Annotated in this window: 15 protein-coding genes; 14 read left to right on the top strand and 1 reads right to left on the bottom strand. The window is 46.8% G+C overall.

What is annotated here, in order from left to right; all coding sequences use genetic code 11:
- Positions 1–25: 25 nt before the first annotated feature.
- From HMPREF9441_RS01925 to HMPREF9441_RS01855, 14 genes are all read left to right on the top strand, one after another.
- The gene (locus HMPREF9441_RS01925; protein ID WP_244949564.1) at positions 26–1,570 is read left to right on the top strand and encodes a RagB/SusD family nutrient uptake outer membrane protein; all 1,545 of its coding nucleotides are present in this window, start codon (positions 26–28) and stop codon (positions 1,568–1,570) included.
- A gap of 18 nt (positions 1,571–1,588) precedes the next feature.
- Positions 1,589–2,356: a fasciclin domain-containing protein gene (locus tag HMPREF9441_RS01920; RefSeq protein WP_008617367.1), complete on the top strand. Its 768-nt coding sequence runs from the start codon at positions 1,589–1,591 to the stop codon at positions 2,354–2,356.
- Between the two features lie 20 nt (positions 2,357–2,376).
- The gene (locus tag HMPREF9441_RS01915; protein WP_244949563.1) at positions 2,377–4,074 is read left to right on the top strand and encodes a DUF5124 domain-containing protein; all 1,698 of its coding nucleotides are present in this window, start codon (positions 2,377–2,379) and stop codon (positions 4,072–4,074) included.
- 15 nt (positions 4,075–4,089) lie between these two features.
- Positions 4,090–5,916 carry a hypothetical protein gene (locus tag HMPREF9441_RS01910; RefSeq protein ID WP_008617365.1) on the top strand — a complete coding sequence of 609 codons (1,827 nt, stop codon included), beginning with the start codon at positions 4,090–4,092 and terminating at the stop codon, positions 5,914–5,916.
- A gap of 26 nt (positions 5,917–5,942) precedes the next feature.
- Positions 5,943–8,126: a M60 family peptidase N-terminal accessory domain-containing protein gene (locus HMPREF9441_RS01905; protein ID WP_244949562.1), complete on the top strand. Its 2,184-nt coding sequence runs from the start codon at positions 5,943–5,945 to the stop codon at positions 8,124–8,126.
- 11 nt (positions 8,127–8,137) lie between these two features.
- Complete coding sequence (locus tag HMPREF9441_RS01900) at positions 8,138–9,850, top strand: alkaline phosphatase family protein (RefSeq protein WP_008617353.1); 1,713 nt, start codon at positions 8,138–8,140, stop codon at positions 9,848–9,850.
- Between the two features lie 55 nt (positions 9,851–9,905).
- Positions 9,906–10,901, top strand: coding sequence for a hypothetical protein (locus HMPREF9441_RS01895; protein WP_244949561.1), 996 nt, complete (start codon positions 9,906–9,908; stop codon positions 10,899–10,901).
- Positions 10,902–10,905: 4 nt separating this feature from the next.
- Positions 10,906–11,574: a hypothetical protein gene (locus HMPREF9441_RS01890; RefSeq protein WP_008617345.1), complete on the top strand. Its 669-nt coding sequence runs from the start codon at positions 10,906–10,908 to the stop codon at positions 11,572–11,574.
- 29 nt (positions 11,575–11,603) lie between these two features.
- Positions 11,604–12,287 carry a hypothetical protein gene (locus HMPREF9441_RS01885; RefSeq protein ID WP_244949560.1) on the top strand — a complete coding sequence of 228 codons (684 nt, stop codon included), beginning with the start codon at positions 11,604–11,606 and terminating at the stop codon, positions 12,285–12,287.
- 213 nt (positions 12,288–12,500) lie between these two features.
- The gene (locus HMPREF9441_RS17540) at positions 12,501–12,746 is read left to right on the top strand and encodes a hypothetical protein (RefSeq protein ID WP_244949559.1); all 246 of its coding nucleotides are present in this window, start codon (positions 12,501–12,503) and stop codon (positions 12,744–12,746) included.
- 164 nt (positions 12,747–12,910) lie between these two features.
- Positions 12,911–14,239, top strand: coding sequence for a MotA/TolQ/ExbB proton channel family protein (locus tag HMPREF9441_RS01870; protein WP_244949558.1), 1,329 nt, complete (start codon positions 12,911–12,913; stop codon positions 14,237–14,239).
- Positions 14,240–14,241: 2 nt separating this feature from the next.
- Positions 14,242–14,706, top strand: coding sequence for an ExbD/TolR family protein (locus tag HMPREF9441_RS01865; RefSeq protein ID WP_008617333.1), 465 nt, complete (start codon positions 14,242–14,244; stop codon positions 14,704–14,706).
- A complete protein-coding gene (locus HMPREF9441_RS01860) occupies positions 14,684–15,109 on the top strand; it encodes an ExbD/TolR family protein (protein WP_008617332.1) in 426 nt (141 codons plus the stop codon). The genes HMPREF9441_RS01865 and HMPREF9441_RS01860 overlap by 23 nt, the downstream gene beginning before the upstream one ends.
- Positions 15,087–16,688, top strand: a complete 1,602-nt coding sequence (locus tag HMPREF9441_RS01855) for a hypothetical protein (RefSeq protein WP_008617331.1) — start codon at positions 15,087–15,089, stop codon at positions 16,686–16,688. The genes HMPREF9441_RS01860 and HMPREF9441_RS01855 overlap by 23 nt, the downstream gene beginning before the upstream one ends.
- Positions 16,689–16,840: 152 nt before the next feature.
- Here the strand turns inward: HMPREF9441_RS01855 and HMPREF9441_RS01850 are convergent, their stop codons facing one another.
- Positions 16,841–18,613, bottom strand: a complete 1,773-nt coding sequence (locus HMPREF9441_RS01850) for a family 43 glycosylhydrolase (protein ID WP_009391560.1) — start codon at positions 18,611–18,613, stop codon at positions 16,841–16,843.
- Between the last annotated feature and the right edge of the window lie 39 nt (positions 18,614–18,652).

The following is an 18,652-nucleotide window of genomic DNA, read 5'->3' as shown; positions in this document are numbered from 1 at the left end:
CATGTACATATAAATATAAATGGATATGAAAATACAATTCAAGATAAAATCAACAATGGTGGCCGCGCTGTGTTCTGCCGTATTTTTCAGCAGTTGCGGCTTGATGGATACCACGAGCGATGAGAAACTGTCGGGGGATGAAATGTGGGACGGTGCTACGACGGAACGCGTCAACGGTTTTGTGAACAGTATGTACACGGAATTCAGGGCTGCTGCTATGCAGAAGGCTTGCTACATCCTTTATTCAGGCGACTTGCGCTGTGCTCCGATAGAATCCTATAGTAGCGGCGAGAACTACATAACCGATTTGGCGAATAATGACTTGAACGGCTTACGTGAACATTATTCCGGGGACGGGAATGTGCAGGCAGATGGTATCATGTCGTGGCGGGAATTTTATAAAGTCATTCAGTCGGCCAATATCCTGATTGCAGAAATCGGGCGTACTTCCGTACCTAAAACCGAGGCTGAAGCCTTTAAGGCCGAAGCCGTGTTCATGCGTAGCCTGGCTTATTTCTTCTTGGTCCGTAATTTCGGGGATGTGCCGTATTATACTGATGCCTACCATCAGGAACCTTTGCCACGTACCAATATGGTGACGGTATTGCAGGCCATTGCTTCGGATTTGAACCAGATTTTGGTTGACGACCCGGATGCCGCTTATTTACCTTGGGCACAAGTTAGTCTGGATAAGAAAGCGATAAGAGGATCCCGAGGTGCCGTCTTGGCTTTGCTGATGCATGTGAATATGTGGTTGGCAGGGTTTGATGAGAGCCATAAAACGTCCTATTATGAGGCCGTAGTGAATTATGGAGAGCAATTGGTGAACCAGAACGGCGGAACATATACTCTGCTCCCTCTGAGCCAGACCAACACGATTTTCCGTGGAGGTTCGAGCGAAGGCATTTTTGAGATTGCACAGAACCCGAGTTATATTTCCGGGAACGAGGTCTTTGAATTTAAGGCGGTTTTTGCCAATGAAGTCATGTGTTCCGTGTACAGTCCTGCTAAGTCTACTCCTAATTTGTGTTACACTTACGATTTCCTTACTAAAATATATCCTCCGTCGGAGACTGATGATAGGGTTGATGCCTGGTTCGATGAAAATATTTATTCCACATTGGATGGAGCCCCTAAGGAAATCCTGAAGTTTGAGAATCCGGATATTTACAATGATGGTGGATCACTTACGGCCAATGCGGGCAACCAGGTCGTGTTCCGTCTGGCTGATGCCATATTGTTGTATGCTGAGGCTTTGGCGGATTTGGGAACGAATGACGGGAAAGCGTGCGAGTTGTTGAACCGTATACGGACGCGTGCCGGTGCTTCTACCTTGTCGCTTTCCGGCGAAGACCTGAAAGATGCCATTTATTGGGAGCGTGTACGTGAATTGATGGGAGAAGGGCATTATTTCTATGATTTGGTACGTACGGGGAAGGTTTGCGATAATAATTATTGTTATCATCCCGTAACGCGTAGTGAATTCCGAGAAGGCGCCTGGACCTGGCCTATCAGCAAAACGGCACAGGAGAACAACACGCTCATCACATTGAATAACTATTGGGAATAATTTAAAGAATGAATCATTATGAAATATTTGTGGAAAGGAATTATGGCAGTAGTCTTGACGGTTTGCATTGTCAACTGCCAGAATGAGGATTATCTCCAGGATGGTGGCAAGCATAATCCTTATTACAACGGAACAGTACTGGAATATTTGAACCAGCATCCCGATAAGCATTATTTTTCGGAACTGACCGACTTGATACATTATGCTGGTTTGGACTCTGTGTTGCAAAATGAAGAAATCACATTTTTTGCCCCGACGGACTTTTCGATTGAAAAATCCATGGATTATCTGAACGAGCAACTGTATTGGAGGCGTGGGGAAGACAGTATCAAGGACTTGCACCAGATTCAGCCGGAGGTTTGGAAAGAATATTTGTCGATGTATATCATTCCAGGCAAATACTGCCTGAAAGACATTCCTCAGTTGGATACCGCAGCCGTATCCGCTTATCCGGGCGGAGCTTATTACTCTATGGCCAAGGTGCCGATGAACATGGGTGTGGTGTATTATGATGCAGCTAACGTGAAATATGCGGGTGCCCGTCAGATTCTTTATTCCTATGTCTATGATTTTACCACGATGGATATGGTGAATGCTTATGTTTCTTCATGCGATATACAACCTTATAACGGTGTGGTGCACGTCATCCGTTTCACGGATCATTATTTCGGGTTCGATCGCGACCGTTTTTTGGAGAGTGTGGTCAATGCCGGTGTCTTGCCTCTGGAGCAGGTTCGGCGAGTTTCTGATGAAGCAATTCAAAGAAAGAAGGAGGGTGGATTATGAGAAAAGAGGTTTTAAAAAGAGTGAGTCGTATTTTGCGTTTTGCCTGTATGACAGCTTGGGTGTCGGTTGGGATAGGATGCGAGGAGTTGGACGACACGATAACTTCCGACCCTTATGCTGGTGGAAAGGAACCTTTCGACATTGCTTTGTCTGCCGAGGATCCCGTGCCGTCGGAAGGGTATCCCGGGGATACGGTGGTATTCAAAGCCGAAGGGCTTCTGAAGTACTGTGGTTCTCAGGAAGGGGAATACCGGTTTAAATTCTATCTCGGAGAGCAGGAAAGCAAGATATTGGCAGTGACAGACACGACTTTAGCTGTAGAAGTCCCCTATGAGGTTTCGTCAGGCGTTACGTATCTGGTAATAGATAATCAGGTTTTCTACGGACCGTTTTTCCCGGTTTTGGGTAACGTTTCCATAGATAACAATTGGGCATTGTATGCCAAGGGGACTGACGGTGCTGTTTACGGCTGTTTGGAGAAATACACTACGGCACCGAATTATTATGTCGTCGGGGATTTTACGACCATCGGGGATGTTAAGCTTAATGGAATCGGTTTCGTGGATTATCAGGGTAATGTGGCTAAGGCTAACTCTTCTAATTTCGCGGCCGAGAATGGATTGATGATAGATGCCGAGGATCTGTTTACGTCGTCGTATATTAAATCCATATCCTCTTTCAGCGATGGGAGAATGTTGGTTTCCGGTGCTTTTTCAGCTTATTATTCATGGAACGGGCATTCTCCGGCTTCTAAAAAGGACCGGGTATATGGTGACAATATCATGATTCTGAATTCAAATGCGAGCGCGGATACCATTTGTCGCATATATTGGGAGACTGAGAATAATTGGGCAGAACAAAAATATGTCGGACAGTCGGCCTTGAACGGAGGTGCGACTCAGGAAATCATACGTTCTTTTGTCACATCTGATCAGAAAATCGTGGCTGTAGGTAATTTCACGCAGTATGTCTGCACGGAATATGCCTATGTTTTCGAGGACAATGCACAGCGTAAGACGGATGTAGCCTCTGTATTCCGGATGGATGAACACGGTAAATTGGACTCCCTTTATAGGTTGGTGGTACCTGGCAATCGTTATACGGGTGCCGAGGGAGGAAAAGTGTCGGATGCCTGTATGGACGGAGACGACGGGGTAATCCTTGTGGGGAGTTTCACGTCATTTGATGGCGTGGACGCACCGGGAATCATCCGTTTGGATAGGGACGGTGAGGTCGACAAGGATTTTCTGGCTCATGTCGGAGCCGGCCCGAATGGGAGTGTGTCCATGGTTCGCTACAACAAGTCGTTGGGAAAGATGATGCTTGTGGGAAGCTTTACAGAATACGACGGACAGGAACGGAAACAAGTGGTCATGTTGAACTCGGACGGAACATTGGATTCGGATTTTAAACTGAAAGAAATGACCGGAGGTTCCCCCAATTTCGCCCAGTTGATAGATCGTGGCAAGGTGGTTGTGTCCGGTACTTTCACCACTTACGCCGGTGTTCCCCGGAACGGTTTTTTGATATTGGATATGGACGGTACGGCTCAGCAGAAGTTCAATGTCCCGGGGGTATTCAGCGGCCAGCTTTATCAAGTACAGGAAAGCCAAACAACCGTGGGGTCTTACGGTTTGCTGTTGATGGGCAAGTTTACCCGTTTCAATAGTAAAGTGGTGCATAACATGTTGATGTTGGAATTGGATTTGGATCATTAAAAAAAGAAATAAAATATGAAAAGATATAGGAATTATATTGCCCTATGTGTGGCGGGTATTTGTACCTTGTGTACACCGTTGGTTTCTTGTAATGACGATTTGGAAGATGGGCTTAGGAAGGATTATCCTTCACCCGGATATGATGACCGTGAGGGGCACGTGCTTTGGATTGTGTTGAATGGCGCAAGCGGATCGGCTGTGCGGGAGGCCAATAACGACCGCAGGGTCGAGAATATGTCATCCATGATGTCCCATGCCTTGTATACCTTTAACGGTTTGGCAGATACGCGGTCGGATACCGTGGTGAGTAACCGTATGGGAAGGGATAATTTGTTCACCGGTTTGCTGAACCGTACTTCGGACACACCGGATATCCTCTCCCTGCTGAAGAATCTGGATGCCGGCTGCCGTACGGAGATTCTGGCTTCAACTACGGATTTTTATGATTCGTATGCCCGTAAGGCCGATGATTCTTTTTGGGGGACGGATGAACAAATCACGGCCCGCGTTGTGGATGAATTGTCTGCCGGGGAAACAGCTCCTACTTTTATGGCTGTGGAATACAATGGAGTACAATTGGCAGGTGAACAGTATGGTTTTGTGATACCGGAAGGCCAGGATAATGCAGGGTATCCTACGGAAGAAGTGCTTGATGCCGTGTCTGTGGTGGATCGCCATGTGGGACAAATTGTGTCGGCTTTGCAGGCTCGTCCTGATTATTCGATTGAGAATTGGTTGGTCGTTGTTACCTCTCCTTCCGGTGGGGTGGCAGACAATAGTGGAGAGAATGTATATGAAATGAAAGACCGTAATATGTTTGCGATGTATCATAATTACAGGTTGGGGAAACAGTTGTTGTTGGCACCTTCTTCCGAAAACGATTTGGAATATAAATATTGGACCCCGTTGTATGGCACTGAGAATGCCACGGAATATGCCAAGGTAATAGACCCGACTTTGTTTGATTTCGAGTTTGACCCGGGAGATGGCAGCGTGCCTTATGACACGGTTTCGTATACGGTGCAATTCATGGTTTATTGTCCTAAGGGACCGAATAACAACCATTGGAATCCTTTTGTTTCCAAAGCATTGACGGCTAATCCAGGAGAAGGACAAGGATGGCAGGTGGGTTGCGACGGTTGGCGTGTCAAGAGCTATGCTGCGGGAGAGGTGATATGGTCTCAAAACTCCTGGTCTACGTTGAATGATTGGGCATGGCATACATTGACGGCTGTTTTTGATTTCAAGAACAAAAAGTTCATACAGTATAAGGATGGCCGGAGTGATCTTCACAGTGATGCACCTTATAAGGATCTTTCTAAGAACTTGGCTACCGGAGACCGGGCTCCTTTTACTGTCGGCCAAAAAATATTTAATTCGAGTACTTCGGGCACAACAAACTATATCACCAATGTGCAGGTCTACAATGTGGCCTTGCCGCCTGAATTCATTGCCAAGAATTATAAGCTTACCGGGTTGGATGAGTTGGGCGAAGACTATCCCTATTGGGACAACCTGATTGGGTATTGGCCGAGCGACCGTGAAGAGGATTTTAAGAGTAAGGTTATTCCCGATTACTCTAAATATGGTTCGGTATTCGGAGGCATCAATGCCGGACGGTCTGACATGAAACTGTCTGATAATGCCGTATGGGAATCCGGGACTGTGGTGGATGATAATATCAAGCCGCCGTTTGCCAACTCTTATTACCAGACTTCCATCAATCTGGTAGATATCCCTTATCAGACATTCCAGTGGCTGGGTTTTACTGTGCCCGATGCTTGGGGATGGACCGGTATAGCCCGCACTCTTCCTTATGAGGATTTAGAAACGAACGATTAACGGAACAGAAGATTATGAAATATTTTATGAATAAGATAGCAGCCTCTTTTTTGTGGGGGACAGTCATGTCGGCCTCTTGGGTACTGGCCGGATGCGAAGCCAGTGATTTCGATTTTGACGATGGGTGGGATGTTAATCGGGCAGATTCTTCCGCCGTGACCGTAGACACCATACAGGGCATCGATGTCAGTATGTACGAGAAAGCACGTCTGTTTCCCGGATTAGTGGATACGTTGACCGAGCACCGTATTGCCGATACCCTTGTGGCATTGGATTTGAGCCGGACGTATGCCGGTATGGAGGATTTATGCTTGAAGCGACTTTCGTTTGCTGATAAGGAAGAAGCTCCGCAACCCATTTATAGCACCGGTTTGTATGCCGGTACGGGAGAACTGGTCACGATTTATGTCCCGGAAGGCGTGTGGGGGTTGACGGTACAAATCGGCATGCAGACGGAAGATTTGACCAATAACAATGCCGGGTTACGCGAACCGATCGTGTATATTCAGAAGGCCTTGTATCCGGGTAAGAATACCGTCCGTTCATCATTGGGAGGGTATATTTGGATTTTGCGTGACCGCAATACGCAGGAGCTGTCCGAGACAGAAATCAAGTTCTGTGGCGTGTATGCCGCTCCGGACTTTGTTGTAGGGGAAACGGATAAAGCCGAATGGGAAAAGAAAATCCGGACGACTACGGTGCCTTGGTTGGATATCCGGGGGAAACATGTGACGTTCTCCGTGGAGCGTAGCCGCATGGAAATGTATCTTACTGCCGACCCTGCTTTTGCGGGAAAGATGGAACAGGCTGTGATGTTGTGGGATGAGCTTGTGTATTATTATTACCATTCTTTAGGAATGAGCGAGGGGAATAGCCGTCTGTCCGAGATGATGCCCCAATTTACGGACCGTTTTATCTTCGACACGCAATTGTCGGTCAATGATACGCGAAGTATAGATAATCTCCAAGGGATTATGTTCGTCAAAACATCGGGGCTGTATGATGCGATGGTCGTATTGGATTCCATTGCCCACCAACAGGTCTTTAATGTGTATGACAAGTTCGTCGAGCGCTATCACCCGACATATTCTCTTCTTTCCGATTCGTATAAGGAAACGACCTTTGTGCCGATCTATCGGTTGGCCGAACACACGTGGAAGCAGGGTATCAGTTCCGGATTAGGGGACATGGGAATCGGTTTCAATCAAGCGAAATCATGGGCTTTGGCCTTTGCGGCTTCGGATACGGTGAAATATCGGAGTAAGGATTTAACCACTTGGTGGGATAAAAACGCCAAATGCAATAATAGAATCCTCGGGCTTTTGCCATTGGTGCAGATTGCTAAATACGAGAGCCGTTACAGGCAGGAGGAAGAATGGACAGCCTACCGTAAGTTGTGGACGAAATTCCGCGAAGGAAATGTCTTTGGCAGTTCGGACTTGTCTTTTTATTCGGATTTATGCGAGTATTTCGGTGTAGATTTGACCCCATTCCTCGAACATTGGGGCTATACGATAGAAGATGCGAGGCGGAGTGAAATGGCAAAATACCCCCTGTTGGACAAGGAAATCTGGAAAATCGATCCTTCTGCGGATGACCCTTACCGGAATGTGACGGATTATGACGTAGCAAACCATCCGGTGCGTGTGGACCGGAATGAGTGGGAAATTCTGGCATTGGACAGTGCCGGTAACACCAATGAGGATACGGAGTATAACAACGAGACGGATAAGTTGTATGTAGGGAAACTGATAGACGGTGATCCTTACACGTACTGGAGTTCTTATTTGTCTCCCTGGGAAAATAATTATCAGGATTCTCCCAGAAGCTTGCCTTATTACGTGATTATAGACATGGGCAAGTCCCAAACCATCGATGGATTCTATTATGCCAATGGCGATGTACGCTGTGTGTCATCTTTCAAGGTACAGACTACGGACGCTTCTGGTTTCGCTTTGCAGGAACATGCACAACAAACATGGCATGATATAGGCCAAGCCAGTCAAACATTGGCTTCCGCGCTTAAAAATGAGCGCTTTGTCGGATTCGACAAAGGGAAGGTCTCAGCCCGTTACCTGCGTTTGGTGTTCGAGGAACGCAATCTTTACCGGCAGGCGGAAACCGATTCTTTGGGGCTTTTTGAGAAATATCATCAGTATCGCCAACAAAAATTGTCGGAGTTCGGTACATATTATAAGAAAGGAAACTAAAAGGTGGAAATATGAATAAGATAGCAAATAAATTCAGGTGGCTGGTATGGTTCATGTGCGGATTGTGTACGGCTTGTACGGTCTATGATACGCCAGCCGATATAGCCGGAGGCTCAAGCGAGGTATCCAAAAAAGACGACGGAGTGGTACGTTACGTGCTTTGGGTCAATATCGACGGTGCAAGAGGAACGGTGGTGAAAGAGGAAATCGAGAAGGGTAATTTGCCCGTTTTGAAACAAATGTTGGCACATAGTAAATATGCTTGGATGGGTTTGGCGGACGACCATGCCTTGTTGTCCGATAACCGGGGGGATTTTTCAGAGGAAGATCCTGTGACTTGGGCATCCATGCTTACCGGGGTTCATTCTCGAATGCATCGCATTAAGGATTATTCATATACACCGGACTATGTGATGGGAGCTTCACCGGTGGTTCCCAATACTGTGGTGCAGTATCTGTCCAATAATGATCCCATGTTGCGAATGTCCTGTGTGACACCCTGGGAAAACCTGAACCATTTTGTGGGACTGATGCAGTCTGTGGTGACTACGGCATCCGATGATGAGACCGTAGAGACCTTGGTCGGTCAATTGTCTCATGATGACTACCGTTTTACATTGGCCGGTTTCAGGAGCGTGTTAGATGCGGGAAAGGTTGGAGGTTTTACAGCTTCTAATGCACAGTATGTGAATGGGCTTAAACAAGTGGATACGGGGTTGGGACGATTGTTGGCTGCCATTGATGCGCGGGAAGATATCGCCAATGAAGACTGGCTGATTTGTGTGACCTCCAACCATGGTGGTACGGAAGACGGACGGTATGGAGGGGCTACGGACGAAGAAAGGGATATTTTCGGCATCTTTTATTATTCCCATTATACACCGTTTGAAATGAAAGGAGAAACTGTATGGGGGGCACGTTTCTCAAATGATGTATGGGCTGTGGCCGAAGATTCCACTGCGTTATACGGGATAGGATCTCAACGACAGTTAACAATGGAGATAAAGATGTGTAATATCGTAGGGGATAATCAATCTTATACGGGTGAAAATTGGGTTCGGTATATGGGAAAAGATAATTGGGGGCTTCACCGTCAACGTAATGATGTAAAAATATATATATCTGGGAATAAGGTTCTGGAGGTTGGTATGAATACGTTTAATGACGCACGGTGGCATTCTTTTTATGTAGGTTTGGGGCCTTTGACTGACAATGGTAGAATGTATATAATGTCTGATGACGGGAAAAGATTGTCATATAGCGAGACTCAGGCTATGGGGGTAGAGAATGACTCATCGGCTTTGACGATAGGACATTCCTCACTCAATTTTTATACTGCAACAGTACGATTATGGAGTACGCTCTTAGGAGATGAGTATATCAACGAGTGTTTAAGTTTATGGACCCTTCCGGAGAACTATTCTCAACGGGAGCATTTATTGGCAGAGTGGCGTTTTTCTCCCGACGAGTTGAAAAATGATTCAATTATTCCCAATCGAGTTGAAGGAGGACCGGATTTCATATTCAAGTCTGAACCTTCTTTTGTAAAGTTGGCTAATAATTTGCCGGACAAATTGGCTTCAGGTAATTTGGTGATGGAAAATACGTTAGTTGTTCCCCAGATTATTTATTGGCTCTGTGGTGCGGATGCCATAGATTCCAAATTGGACGGTTATAATTTCCTTTCCGCTTATAGGACGGAAGAGCAATGGCGTGACCAGTAATTAGTATCATTATCAGGGAGGCCGGATGGGCCTCCCTGTTAACCTAAGAAACAATATGAATACAATGAAAACAAAATTCTATTTTTTACTTTCGTGGTGCATGATAATGTTTATTTCATGTACAGAAGACATTGAACCGCAATTCGGTCAAGTGGCACAGGATGAAAATGGCTTCATCGCAAAAAAAGCAAAGCAGTATAAAGTCACTTTGCGTACGAACCTTGGAGAACAATATTTGATGGGAACAGGAGCAACTCCTAAAGTGGATTATGATGCAGATTTGAAAGGTGACCGTTTTTATATCATAGGGAGTTTAGGAGGTGAACCGGAGTATGAGTTTGATGAGAACAGTGGAAAACTATCGGTGCCATATCCTACTATAAATTATTTTGAGGGGGGATTAGGTTCGGACTCCCATAATTTATATTATACTATTCCTGGGAAATGGTCTTTTCAAGTGGTTGCTATACATGAAAAAAAAGAAAATAATCGTGTTTGTTACGTGGCTTATGAGTCGGAGGTAAAGGAAATATTAGTGAAATTCCCAGATGTATATCAAATGAGGGATGAATTAAAGGATCACATGAAGAGTGTTTGGGAGGAGGCAATAGCCCAAACAAATGAAAAATATTCTGTACAGAAAGGATTTTGGATTTATGCCGTAATTCAAACTGAAAATTTAAAAATAGAGTATGGCCCAACAGAAAGTGAGTATTATTCACCTTGTGATAATTGGGATAGAGTGAATCCGGGTAGACCTGATATAAAAATCCCTATTGAAAGTTGGGGATATGCAAAATATCCTATTGGTTATTTTCACACCCATACTCCTTTGACCTATTGTACTTCTGATGTGGAGAGGGAGACGGGATTTTCTACAGCAGATGAGGCTTGGCAGGATGGCAATGAAACCCCTATATTAGTGTATGATTATACTTCAAGGATTACAAGTGGACATGATATTCATGAATCTGCGGATTTATATGTTTCTTATGATTGTTATATGCGTAAACTACCCACAACCTGGGGAGAATTAGAGAAAGTTTATTAAAACTATGAGGAGTTTCAGAAATATAGGACTATCGGTTTACGGCTTGCTTGCAGGTATTATTGCCATGTATAGTTGTAAAAGTGCCGATTCAAGTTCGCCGCTCAAAAAGCATTATTATGACATGCAAGAGTATCGTCCTGTAGCTTTGTGGGAAAATAACGTGGTGGCGGAGAATCCATTCCCGTTGTCGGAGTATGAGAAGGAAACACTGTTGGACAGTGCGGTGCAAGTTTGCCAAGCCTATATGACGAAGTATCCCGACCACAATCTCGATACGTGGCCAAAGGACGATTGTGAGGCTTATCTCCGGGCGAAGGCCATACAAATCATTCTCCAATTCCAACCCGATTACTATCGGGCGTATGCCATACCCGAAATCCGGAGGCGTATGACACAGTTCGGAGGCCCATATTATAGATTGGATTATTATTATGACTTCTCTAAAGAAGACACGGAAAGCCCGTATTCCAACTCGAAAGAGGGGCTTATTACGGTTGACGTAAACGTCTGGAATGCCCAAGCCTCCGGGTTTTCCTTGCCGATACGGAATGGCATGGGGATTTCTTTCAGAGCCCCGGATTATGAAAACAGCCTCCTGAAGGATTGGGTGCCCTATCCTTATATGATACGGAACAGGGATTATGATTGGAAGAATAATATGATATTGTTTTAATTTGTCGGATAATGGAAAAATTCATGGATATGGACACGGCAAGATTTTCCTTTTACCGGATTTTGGTGGCTTTGTCGATGCTTTGCTTTGCTGCCAATCTGTATTCCGGCGATCCATTAAGGCAACGTACTTTTGCCATGGACGGTTATCGGCCTGTAACCTTGCCGGAATACAAAATTGTGGCGGAGAATCCTTTCCCGTTATCGAAGGGTGAAAAGGATTCCCTTTTGGATAGCGTGTCGCGGGTTTGCCGGACTTGTTTGGGGAAATACCCCGACCGTAATCTCGACACATGGCCAAAGGAGGATTGTGAGGCTTATCTTCGGGCGAAGGCCGTACAACTCATTCTCCAATTTCAGCCGGATTATTATAGGACGTATGCGAGGCCTGAGATTCACCGCTATACTGCGGGCACGAAAGGAGAGCCTTACTATTTGTTGGCTTACTATTACGATCGTACGAAAGAGTCAAACGGAAGCCCGTTAAGTTTAAAATTTAAAATGCCGTTGGTCCATGTGGCAATCTTTGCGGAAAATGCCGAAGGCTTTTATCTGGCTATGCCGATAATAGGAGATTTCTACGGTGGAAGTATGAGTACTGGGAATATCGTTCCTATTTATTTGCAGGAAAATTCAGGTGAAAAATGGGCACCTTACCCTTATATCATTTGGAACAAGGATTTCAATTGGGGCAGCCAAGTCTTGTTTGAATGAGTATCCTCCGTTATGCCACACTTATACACCAAGGATTTTTCAGAAAAATGGGTTCATCTTTCAGGATGGGCGTCAAGTGGTTGTATTCCAGTGCATTTATCGGCTGAAGGATACAAGTCCGTCTTTCAGCTTCTGGTCAGGCCGCTGCATGTGTCCGTCTTGCCGTAAGTGGTGAAATCGTTTGGCGCAGAACGGAAAATCAGTCTCAGGCAAATGAAAAATCGTTTGGCGCAGAAAAAAACACGTCCTGAGGCAGGACTTTTCCAATCGTCCTGTAGGGGTGGGGTGTTTCTGCCTGAAACATTGCCTATTTATCTTTCAGCCCTTAAACGGTTAACTATAAACGTGTTATTGGGACTCCTGAAAGATGAAACATGTTTTGGAAAACTTTCTGGAGGTGTGGAGCCGATGGGAATCCTGACGGTCGGCATTGAGAAGGGGCGTTGCGGCAGCTTTTAGGTATGCTTGCCTGAATAAAAATCGGTAGGGATGAATTATTTTGGGAAAAAGTTGCTTTTTCCATTTTTGTGTCATGGAATTGAATGAAAATAGGAAGGCAAAATGGGAGCTGTTCGGTATCTTTGCCGATATAAAAACTATCAAATTATATAAATGTCATTATCATGAGAATTTTATTGAAGAAGAGAACGTATTCGTTGGTGTGGGCTTTGTTATTGGCTTGTCTGGTGGGGACATCCCAGGCAATGGCCAAGGACCGTTATGAAGTGTTTAAAGACAAGGTGCCGGCTGGCACCCGGATTTCAGTCCCCGATGCCGTCCGGGAAGGAGGCAGTTCGGAGAAGAGCACGCATTACATCTATGTGCAACCTTCGGAAACACCTACCCGTATTTCCGGATTGTCTATTCCTATCCGTGAAAATCCCGGCCCGGGGCAATACCGTTATATTACATTTGCTTGGATCAAATGGGGCGGAGAGGAAATCGGTATGCAATTGGGTGTGAAAAATGTGAAGGGTAATGCGCCCGGGAAAAAATACAATTATACATATATGGCCGGTCCGGGGAAGGAACTTTCCGGACTGAAAGTAGACAAGAAGGTGACCGGCGGTTGGATGGTGGTTACCCGGGATTTGTGGAAAGACTTTGGCGAGTTTACGTTGACGGACGTGTCTTTCCTTTGTCCGACCCGTCGGGATGCCGGTTTCGATAATATCATCTTAGGGGCGACTCAGGATGCTTTTGCCGATGTGGCACCAAAGATATTGCCGGGTAAGGTGGCTGCGGCAGAAACGGTGAACGATGCTGCGGCAGATTCCATTTCGTTGGACACTCCTGTAGAGGAAGAAGAGGCGGAACAGCAGGTGCAGATAGACTGGGCCGCACAGATCAAGGCCGGCGGTTTCATCATGTATCCTCTTTATTTGCTGGGAATTTTGGCTTTGGTCATTACGATCCAACGTTTCTTTACTTCCACTCGTGGACGTTTGGCACCTAAGAACCTGGCAGAAAAGGTCAATGCATGCATTGCACGTAAGGATTATGATGGTGCTGTCGATTTATGTAAAAAGAGTTCTTCTACTTTAGGCAATTCGCTCGGCTTTATCGTGGAGCATCGGGATGCCGATTGGGAAACGGTATGTCAGACTGCCGGTGACATGGCGGCGCGGGACATTCGGAGCCATCTTTCGCGTATTTATCCGCTGACTGTCATTTCATCTTTGTCCCCCTTGTTAGGATTGTTCGGAACGATAGTGGGAATGATCGAGGCTTTCGGGCTTGTGGCCTTGTTTGGAGATGAGGGTGGCGCTTCCATATTGTCCGACTCCATCTCGAAGGCTCTGATTACTACGGCAGCCGGTCTGGTGGTGGCCATGCCTTCCATTGCTGTGTATTTCATTCTTAAAAGCCGGATTTCCAATTTGGGTTCGCAAATAGAGATGGGAATAGAAAGTGTGGTGAATGCCATTTATTTGAACAAGAAAACCGAATAGCCATGAGATTGCCTCTTGACGAAGAAGAGAAAGTAGACATTCAGATGTCGCCTTTGATAGACTGTGTGTTTCTGTTGCTCATATTCTTTCTGGTCACAACGATGATGAAGAAGTGGGAAATGCAGATTCCCTTGTCGCTTCCGGAGATGACTTCCAGCTTGTCGACAACCCGTTCGGGGGAAAATACGGTCATTATTGCCGTGGATGAAGACAAGCAGGTCTATGAGGTGGTGCATCACGACGCTTATACCGGCGAGAATGATTACCTGCCTATCGGAGACTTGGATACTTATCTGAACGGATTGCGGGAAAAGGTGGGTACGGAGATATCCATAGATGTGGCTGCATACCGTTCGGTGCCGGTCAGTACCGTGATAGAAATATTTGATAAATGTCAATTGGAAGGATTTACGCATACGCGTGTCCGTTTAGGAGGAAAGCCTTATGAAACTACCTTTAGGAAATAACGAAGAGGAACCTGAAGTCTCTATGTCTCCGTTGATTGACTGCGTGTTCCTGTTGCTGATCTTTTTCTTGGTTTCTACCATGACAAAAGTGAAAAGCAGGGATATTCCGGTGAATTTGCCGACCTCGGAGGCGGCTGTCAAACTCAAGCCGGACGACAAACAAGCCATTGTGGGACTGGACAGCGAAGGGAACTTTTATTGGGACGGGCAGCCTTGTACGGCCAACTTCCTTCACGAACAGTTACGAGAGGTCTGTATAGCCACTCCGGACCGACGCATACGAATAGATATGGATAGGGATACACCTTTCGGACGTTTTGTGGAAGTGATGGATGCCTGTCAGTTTTATAATTTGAATAATATAGGAATACGTACGTACGATGAACACTACAACGAAAACTAACCGGAAAGTCATTGTCTTGTCTTGGATTGTGGCCATTGTGGCATGCGCGGTTTTTGCATGGGCTATTTATTATGCTCCGGTTCCAGTTCCGGCCGGTACCTTGAAATTACCGGAAGGTAAACAACCGGTAGAGCATCGGGGTGCGTTGAAACCGCGTGCCGTGAAAGTAGCCAAGTTGAGTGAGAAGATGAAAGCGGAACAGGCGCAGCGTACTTTACCGTCCCGCTATGCCGAGCAATTGGTGGAGCAGTCGGAAATGTCGGTGAAGAAAAGTTTAAAGAGACAGCTTTTGCAATTTCAAAAAATGGCTGAGAAGATGCGTAACCGCAAGGAAAGCCTTCTGTCGCAGGTTGAGGCCCGCAAGTTGCCGCGCTCTGCGCCCAAGGATGCCAATGATGTTTCTGCCGCCCGTAAGATACCGAAGGCGGGGAATCCTCCGTTGGGGAGTGACCCGTCTGTACAGGACATTTATGAGATGTTACGTCAGTACGAACGTGAGATTCAACAGAACCACTTGGCGGTGAATGCGGCAAAGCAGACGTTGCAGAAAGGTTTGTCTTTCCCGGAGGTTTATAAGTCGCTGCAACAAAGTTCCACCCGTATGCCGGATTTTGAGGAGTTGATAGCGATGCAAACCGGAGGGGCAGACTGGGAGCGTTCGGGACGTAGCAATGCCAGTGCCGGGCTTTCCGTCAGATCGACAGCCGACTTGAATAATTACCGGGGATTATTGAGTCAGGCATCCCGTCAGGCCGGTTTGGCCGGTTCACGCTTGGAGAGTCTTTTTGGTTTGGTCCGTAATGTCGGCAAACCCGGAAATGCAGCCGGTAATGGGAAAGGTAACGGAAATGGCGGCGGTGCCGGAGGAGGAACCGGAGACGGTGGCGGAGGCGGAGATGGAGGCCTTGGCGGCGTAAATTATGAAAATGATGAGGTGATGACTCCCTATAGTGAGTACCGTGGCCCTCGTTTGAACGAAAGTATGGTTAAGGCTCAGGCGTTACCCGGAAGACGTTTCTCTAAAGATGCCGAGCGCAAAGGGTGGCTTTACGTGAATACATGGTATATGATTGGTCCGTGGGAGAATTACGGACGGGATGATTTTGCCATAATCCATCAGCCTGAAATTTCAGTCGATTTCGACGCCGTGTACACGGATGGTCAGGTAGGCGTGGGTATCGAAGAGACAGAGTCCGACCCGATTAAGATGATTGGGAAGGAGGTGAAGCTGGATGGGACCCTGCGTTGGAAATTCATGCAGAGCGAGTCCATGCACAATACGGTGCCTGTCACGACCGGACATTCTACTTATTATGCTTATACGGAGCTGTACTTCGATGAGGCGACAACCATGTTGGTGGCCATCGGTACGGACGACAGCGGCCGTATATGGATTAACGGGAAAGATGTTTGGCAGGATAAAGGCACCAGTTGGTATCATATCGACGAGCATATCGAACCCTTTACTTTCCAGCAAGGCTGGAATCGTGTCCTTCTTCGTTTGGAGAATGGAGGGGGCGGGGCTGCCGGATTCAGTTTTCTGATCATTCCTCAGGATCATGCCGTAACAACGGACTGACATGAGGAGGAAACTTCCCGGCCACGGCATTAAAATCGTAAGTGTTGGTCTTTGACAGAACGGGTAAAAGCGGTGTACGCCGTTTTTGCCCGTTCTGTTGTGCATTTCCTTGTTTATGAGGGGAGGGAATATAGGAAAGAGGGGGCTTCCCGTTACAAAGGAAAGCCGAATGCCGTGAACTCGTATATTCCGTCCGCCCATGTGGCCGGATGGTTGTTGTGTACATTTATGATTTGGAATACATTGAGGCGGAGGAACTTGTACGCGGAACGGTCTTCGACGGGGAGGATGTGGAATCCTACGGTCCAACTGTTTCTTCCGTCGACGAGTGTTTGGTACTCCTGTCCGTCCATACTGCCTTCTATGGTGTATTTATAAGCTGTTTCGGAACCGTTGACCAACCGGGTGGCCAGATTGATTTCAGAGATACGGGAGGGTTGGGGCAGTTCTATGGTCAAGGAGTAAGGGTAATGGCTGCTTTTGAAATAAGGAGAGGAGGCCATGTCCGAACCGTCTGTGATGCAATCCGGGGCGGCGGAACCATCGCCCGGTGCGTGTGAAGGCACAACCGTGGCTCCCAACGTAAGATTCCTGCCGTTCTGTACCGGGATGATACCATATTGGTCATGGAACTCCACGAACCGGAAGTAGTTCATCGAAGCATATCCGCGGTTGAACGTAGCCGGAGAGATACGGGTAAAAGTTCCGTCCGGGTCCCGGTGATGGTATTGGGCGCCCCAGTGGAAGCCCCACAGCCCTAACGTCTCACGTGTTCCGGCGGTTTGTTGTACGTAGTTGAATTGTACGCCGTAAGTTGAGTTGTTTCCTATTTCCTTCAGCGGAGACCATTTGCCGTCTATACGGTCGGCTGAGGCATACATCGTCTGGCTGGGGTACCAGCCCGATGCTTTGGAACTGAAAAAATAATAGGTTCCGTCCTTTTTAAGGATGGAAGGGGTTTCACGGTGTTGGCCTTTACATATCGTGTTGGCCAGTGCCACGGGTTTGGTCCATGTTTCATCCAACCGGTAGATGTTGATGTCGCTGTTCATATTAGTGGCGGACAGGAGATAAGCCGTCCCGTCTTCATCGACAAACAGGGACTGGTCTCTGGAATCATGCCCCAAGGGGCGCTCCATGGTGCCGATTTCGATTCCGCCTTTTGGCGTGATTTGTGCCAGAAAGATTTTAGCTGCGGTATATCCGCCTTGGTCTTCATAATGGGCGGACAGTACGACCTTGCGTGTCTTTTTATTATAGTGGAATCCGATGCCCTCGAAGTTCACGCCCGGATAGAATGCTATTTCCCGCGGTTTGCTCCAACTGTCTTTTAGTCCGGTTTTCGACTCTGATTCGGAAAGCAGCCAACCGTTTTCCTCCTTGCCATTCAAGTTCTTGTGGGTTCGGTGCAGACGGTAGGAGAAGTAAGTCTTGCCGATTTTAAATCCCGACGGTTTGTCCGGTGTGGTTCGGAGGTGCCGGCCGTTTCGGTTGTCGTACAAAGCCGTCTCGCCGGAATAAGTAAAGGTGCGGGTTTCTTGTGTTGCGGAACTGGCTGCTTTTTGATGTTCTCGATAAGCATCCACCCGGTAAGTGTAAGTTTGGTCCGTTTTCAGGTCATAATCATCATAAGTATTCCCTTGGGTTTCTCCGATGAGTTGCCCGTTTCTATATACCTTATAGGATTGGATGCCTTTCGGCGGTTGCCAGTTGATTTTTACGTGGTTGACTTGTCGTTCTCCGTAGAGTTTGAACGGGATGGCAGTGACGGCCCAATCGTTCGGGGCGGTGAAAGTCGTATCGACTGTGGAATGGCCGATGGTTTCTTGCCCGGGCAAGGAATGGGCAGGCATGGCATGAGTGTTGAAACACAATAGGGCTGCAAGGCATAAACCTTTTTTCGGATGGAGTCTTTTGGAATACATGAATATGAAATTGAGGTTAATGTGTAACGGGCAAAACCA

The organism is Paraprevotella clara YIT 11840 (genome assembly GCF_000233955.1).
Classification (GTDB): domain Bacteria; phylum Bacteroidota; class Bacteroidia; order Bacteroidales; family Bacteroidaceae; genus Paraprevotella; species Paraprevotella clara.
This window is presented reverse-complemented; position numbering and strand designations above follow the sequence as displayed.

Coding starts and splice junctions, on each gene's coding strand:
- HMPREF9441_RS17540 (WP_244949559.1), top strand. CDS start 12,501: ATGAAAAATCGTTTGGCGCAGAAAAAAACACGTCCTGAGGCAGGACTT.
- HMPREF9441_RS01900 (WP_008617353.1), top strand. CDS start 8,138: ATGAATAAGATAGCAAATAAATTCAGGTGGCTGGTATGGTTCATGTGC.
- HMPREF9441_RS01910 (WP_008617365.1), top strand. CDS start 4,090: ATGAAAAGATATAGGAATTATATTGCCCTATGTGTGGCGGGTATTTGT.
- HMPREF9441_RS01925 (WP_244949564.1), top strand. CDS start 26: ATGAAAATACAATTCAAGATAAAATCAACAATGGTGGCCGCGCTGTGT.
- HMPREF9441_RS01865 (WP_008617333.1), top strand. CDS start 14,242: ATGAGATTGCCTCTTGACGAAGAAGAGAAAGTAGACATTCAGATGTCG.
- HMPREF9441_RS01850 (WP_009391560.1), bottom strand. CDS start 18,613: ATGTATTCCAAAAGACTCCATCCGAAAAAAGGTTTATGCCTTGCAGCC.
- HMPREF9441_RS01895 (WP_244949561.1), top strand. CDS start 9,906: ATGAATACAATGAAAACAAAATTCTATTTTTTACTTTCGTGGTGCATG.
- HMPREF9441_RS01870 (WP_244949558.1), top strand. CDS start 12,911: ATGAGAATTTTATTGAAGAAGAGAACGTATTCGTTGGTGTGGGCTTTG.
- HMPREF9441_RS01890 (WP_008617345.1), top strand. CDS start 10,906: ATGAGGAGTTTCAGAAATATAGGACTATCGGTTTACGGCTTGCTTGCA.
- HMPREF9441_RS01905 (WP_244949562.1), top strand. CDS start 5,943: ATGAATAAGATAGCAGCCTCTTTTTTGTGGGGGACAGTCATGTCGGCC.
- HMPREF9441_RS01860 (WP_008617332.1), top strand. CDS start 14,684: ATGAAACTACCTTTAGGAAATAACGAAGAGGAACCTGAAGTCTCTATG.
- HMPREF9441_RS01885 (WP_244949560.1), top strand. CDS start 11,604: ATGGACACGGCAAGATTTTCCTTTTACCGGATTTTGGTGGCTTTGTCG.
- HMPREF9441_RS01855 (WP_008617331.1), top strand. CDS start 15,087: ATGAACACTACAACGAAAACTAACCGGAAAGTCATTGTCTTGTCTTGG.
- HMPREF9441_RS01920 (WP_008617367.1), top strand. CDS start 1,589: ATGAAATATTTGTGGAAAGGAATTATGGCAGTAGTCTTGACGGTTTGC.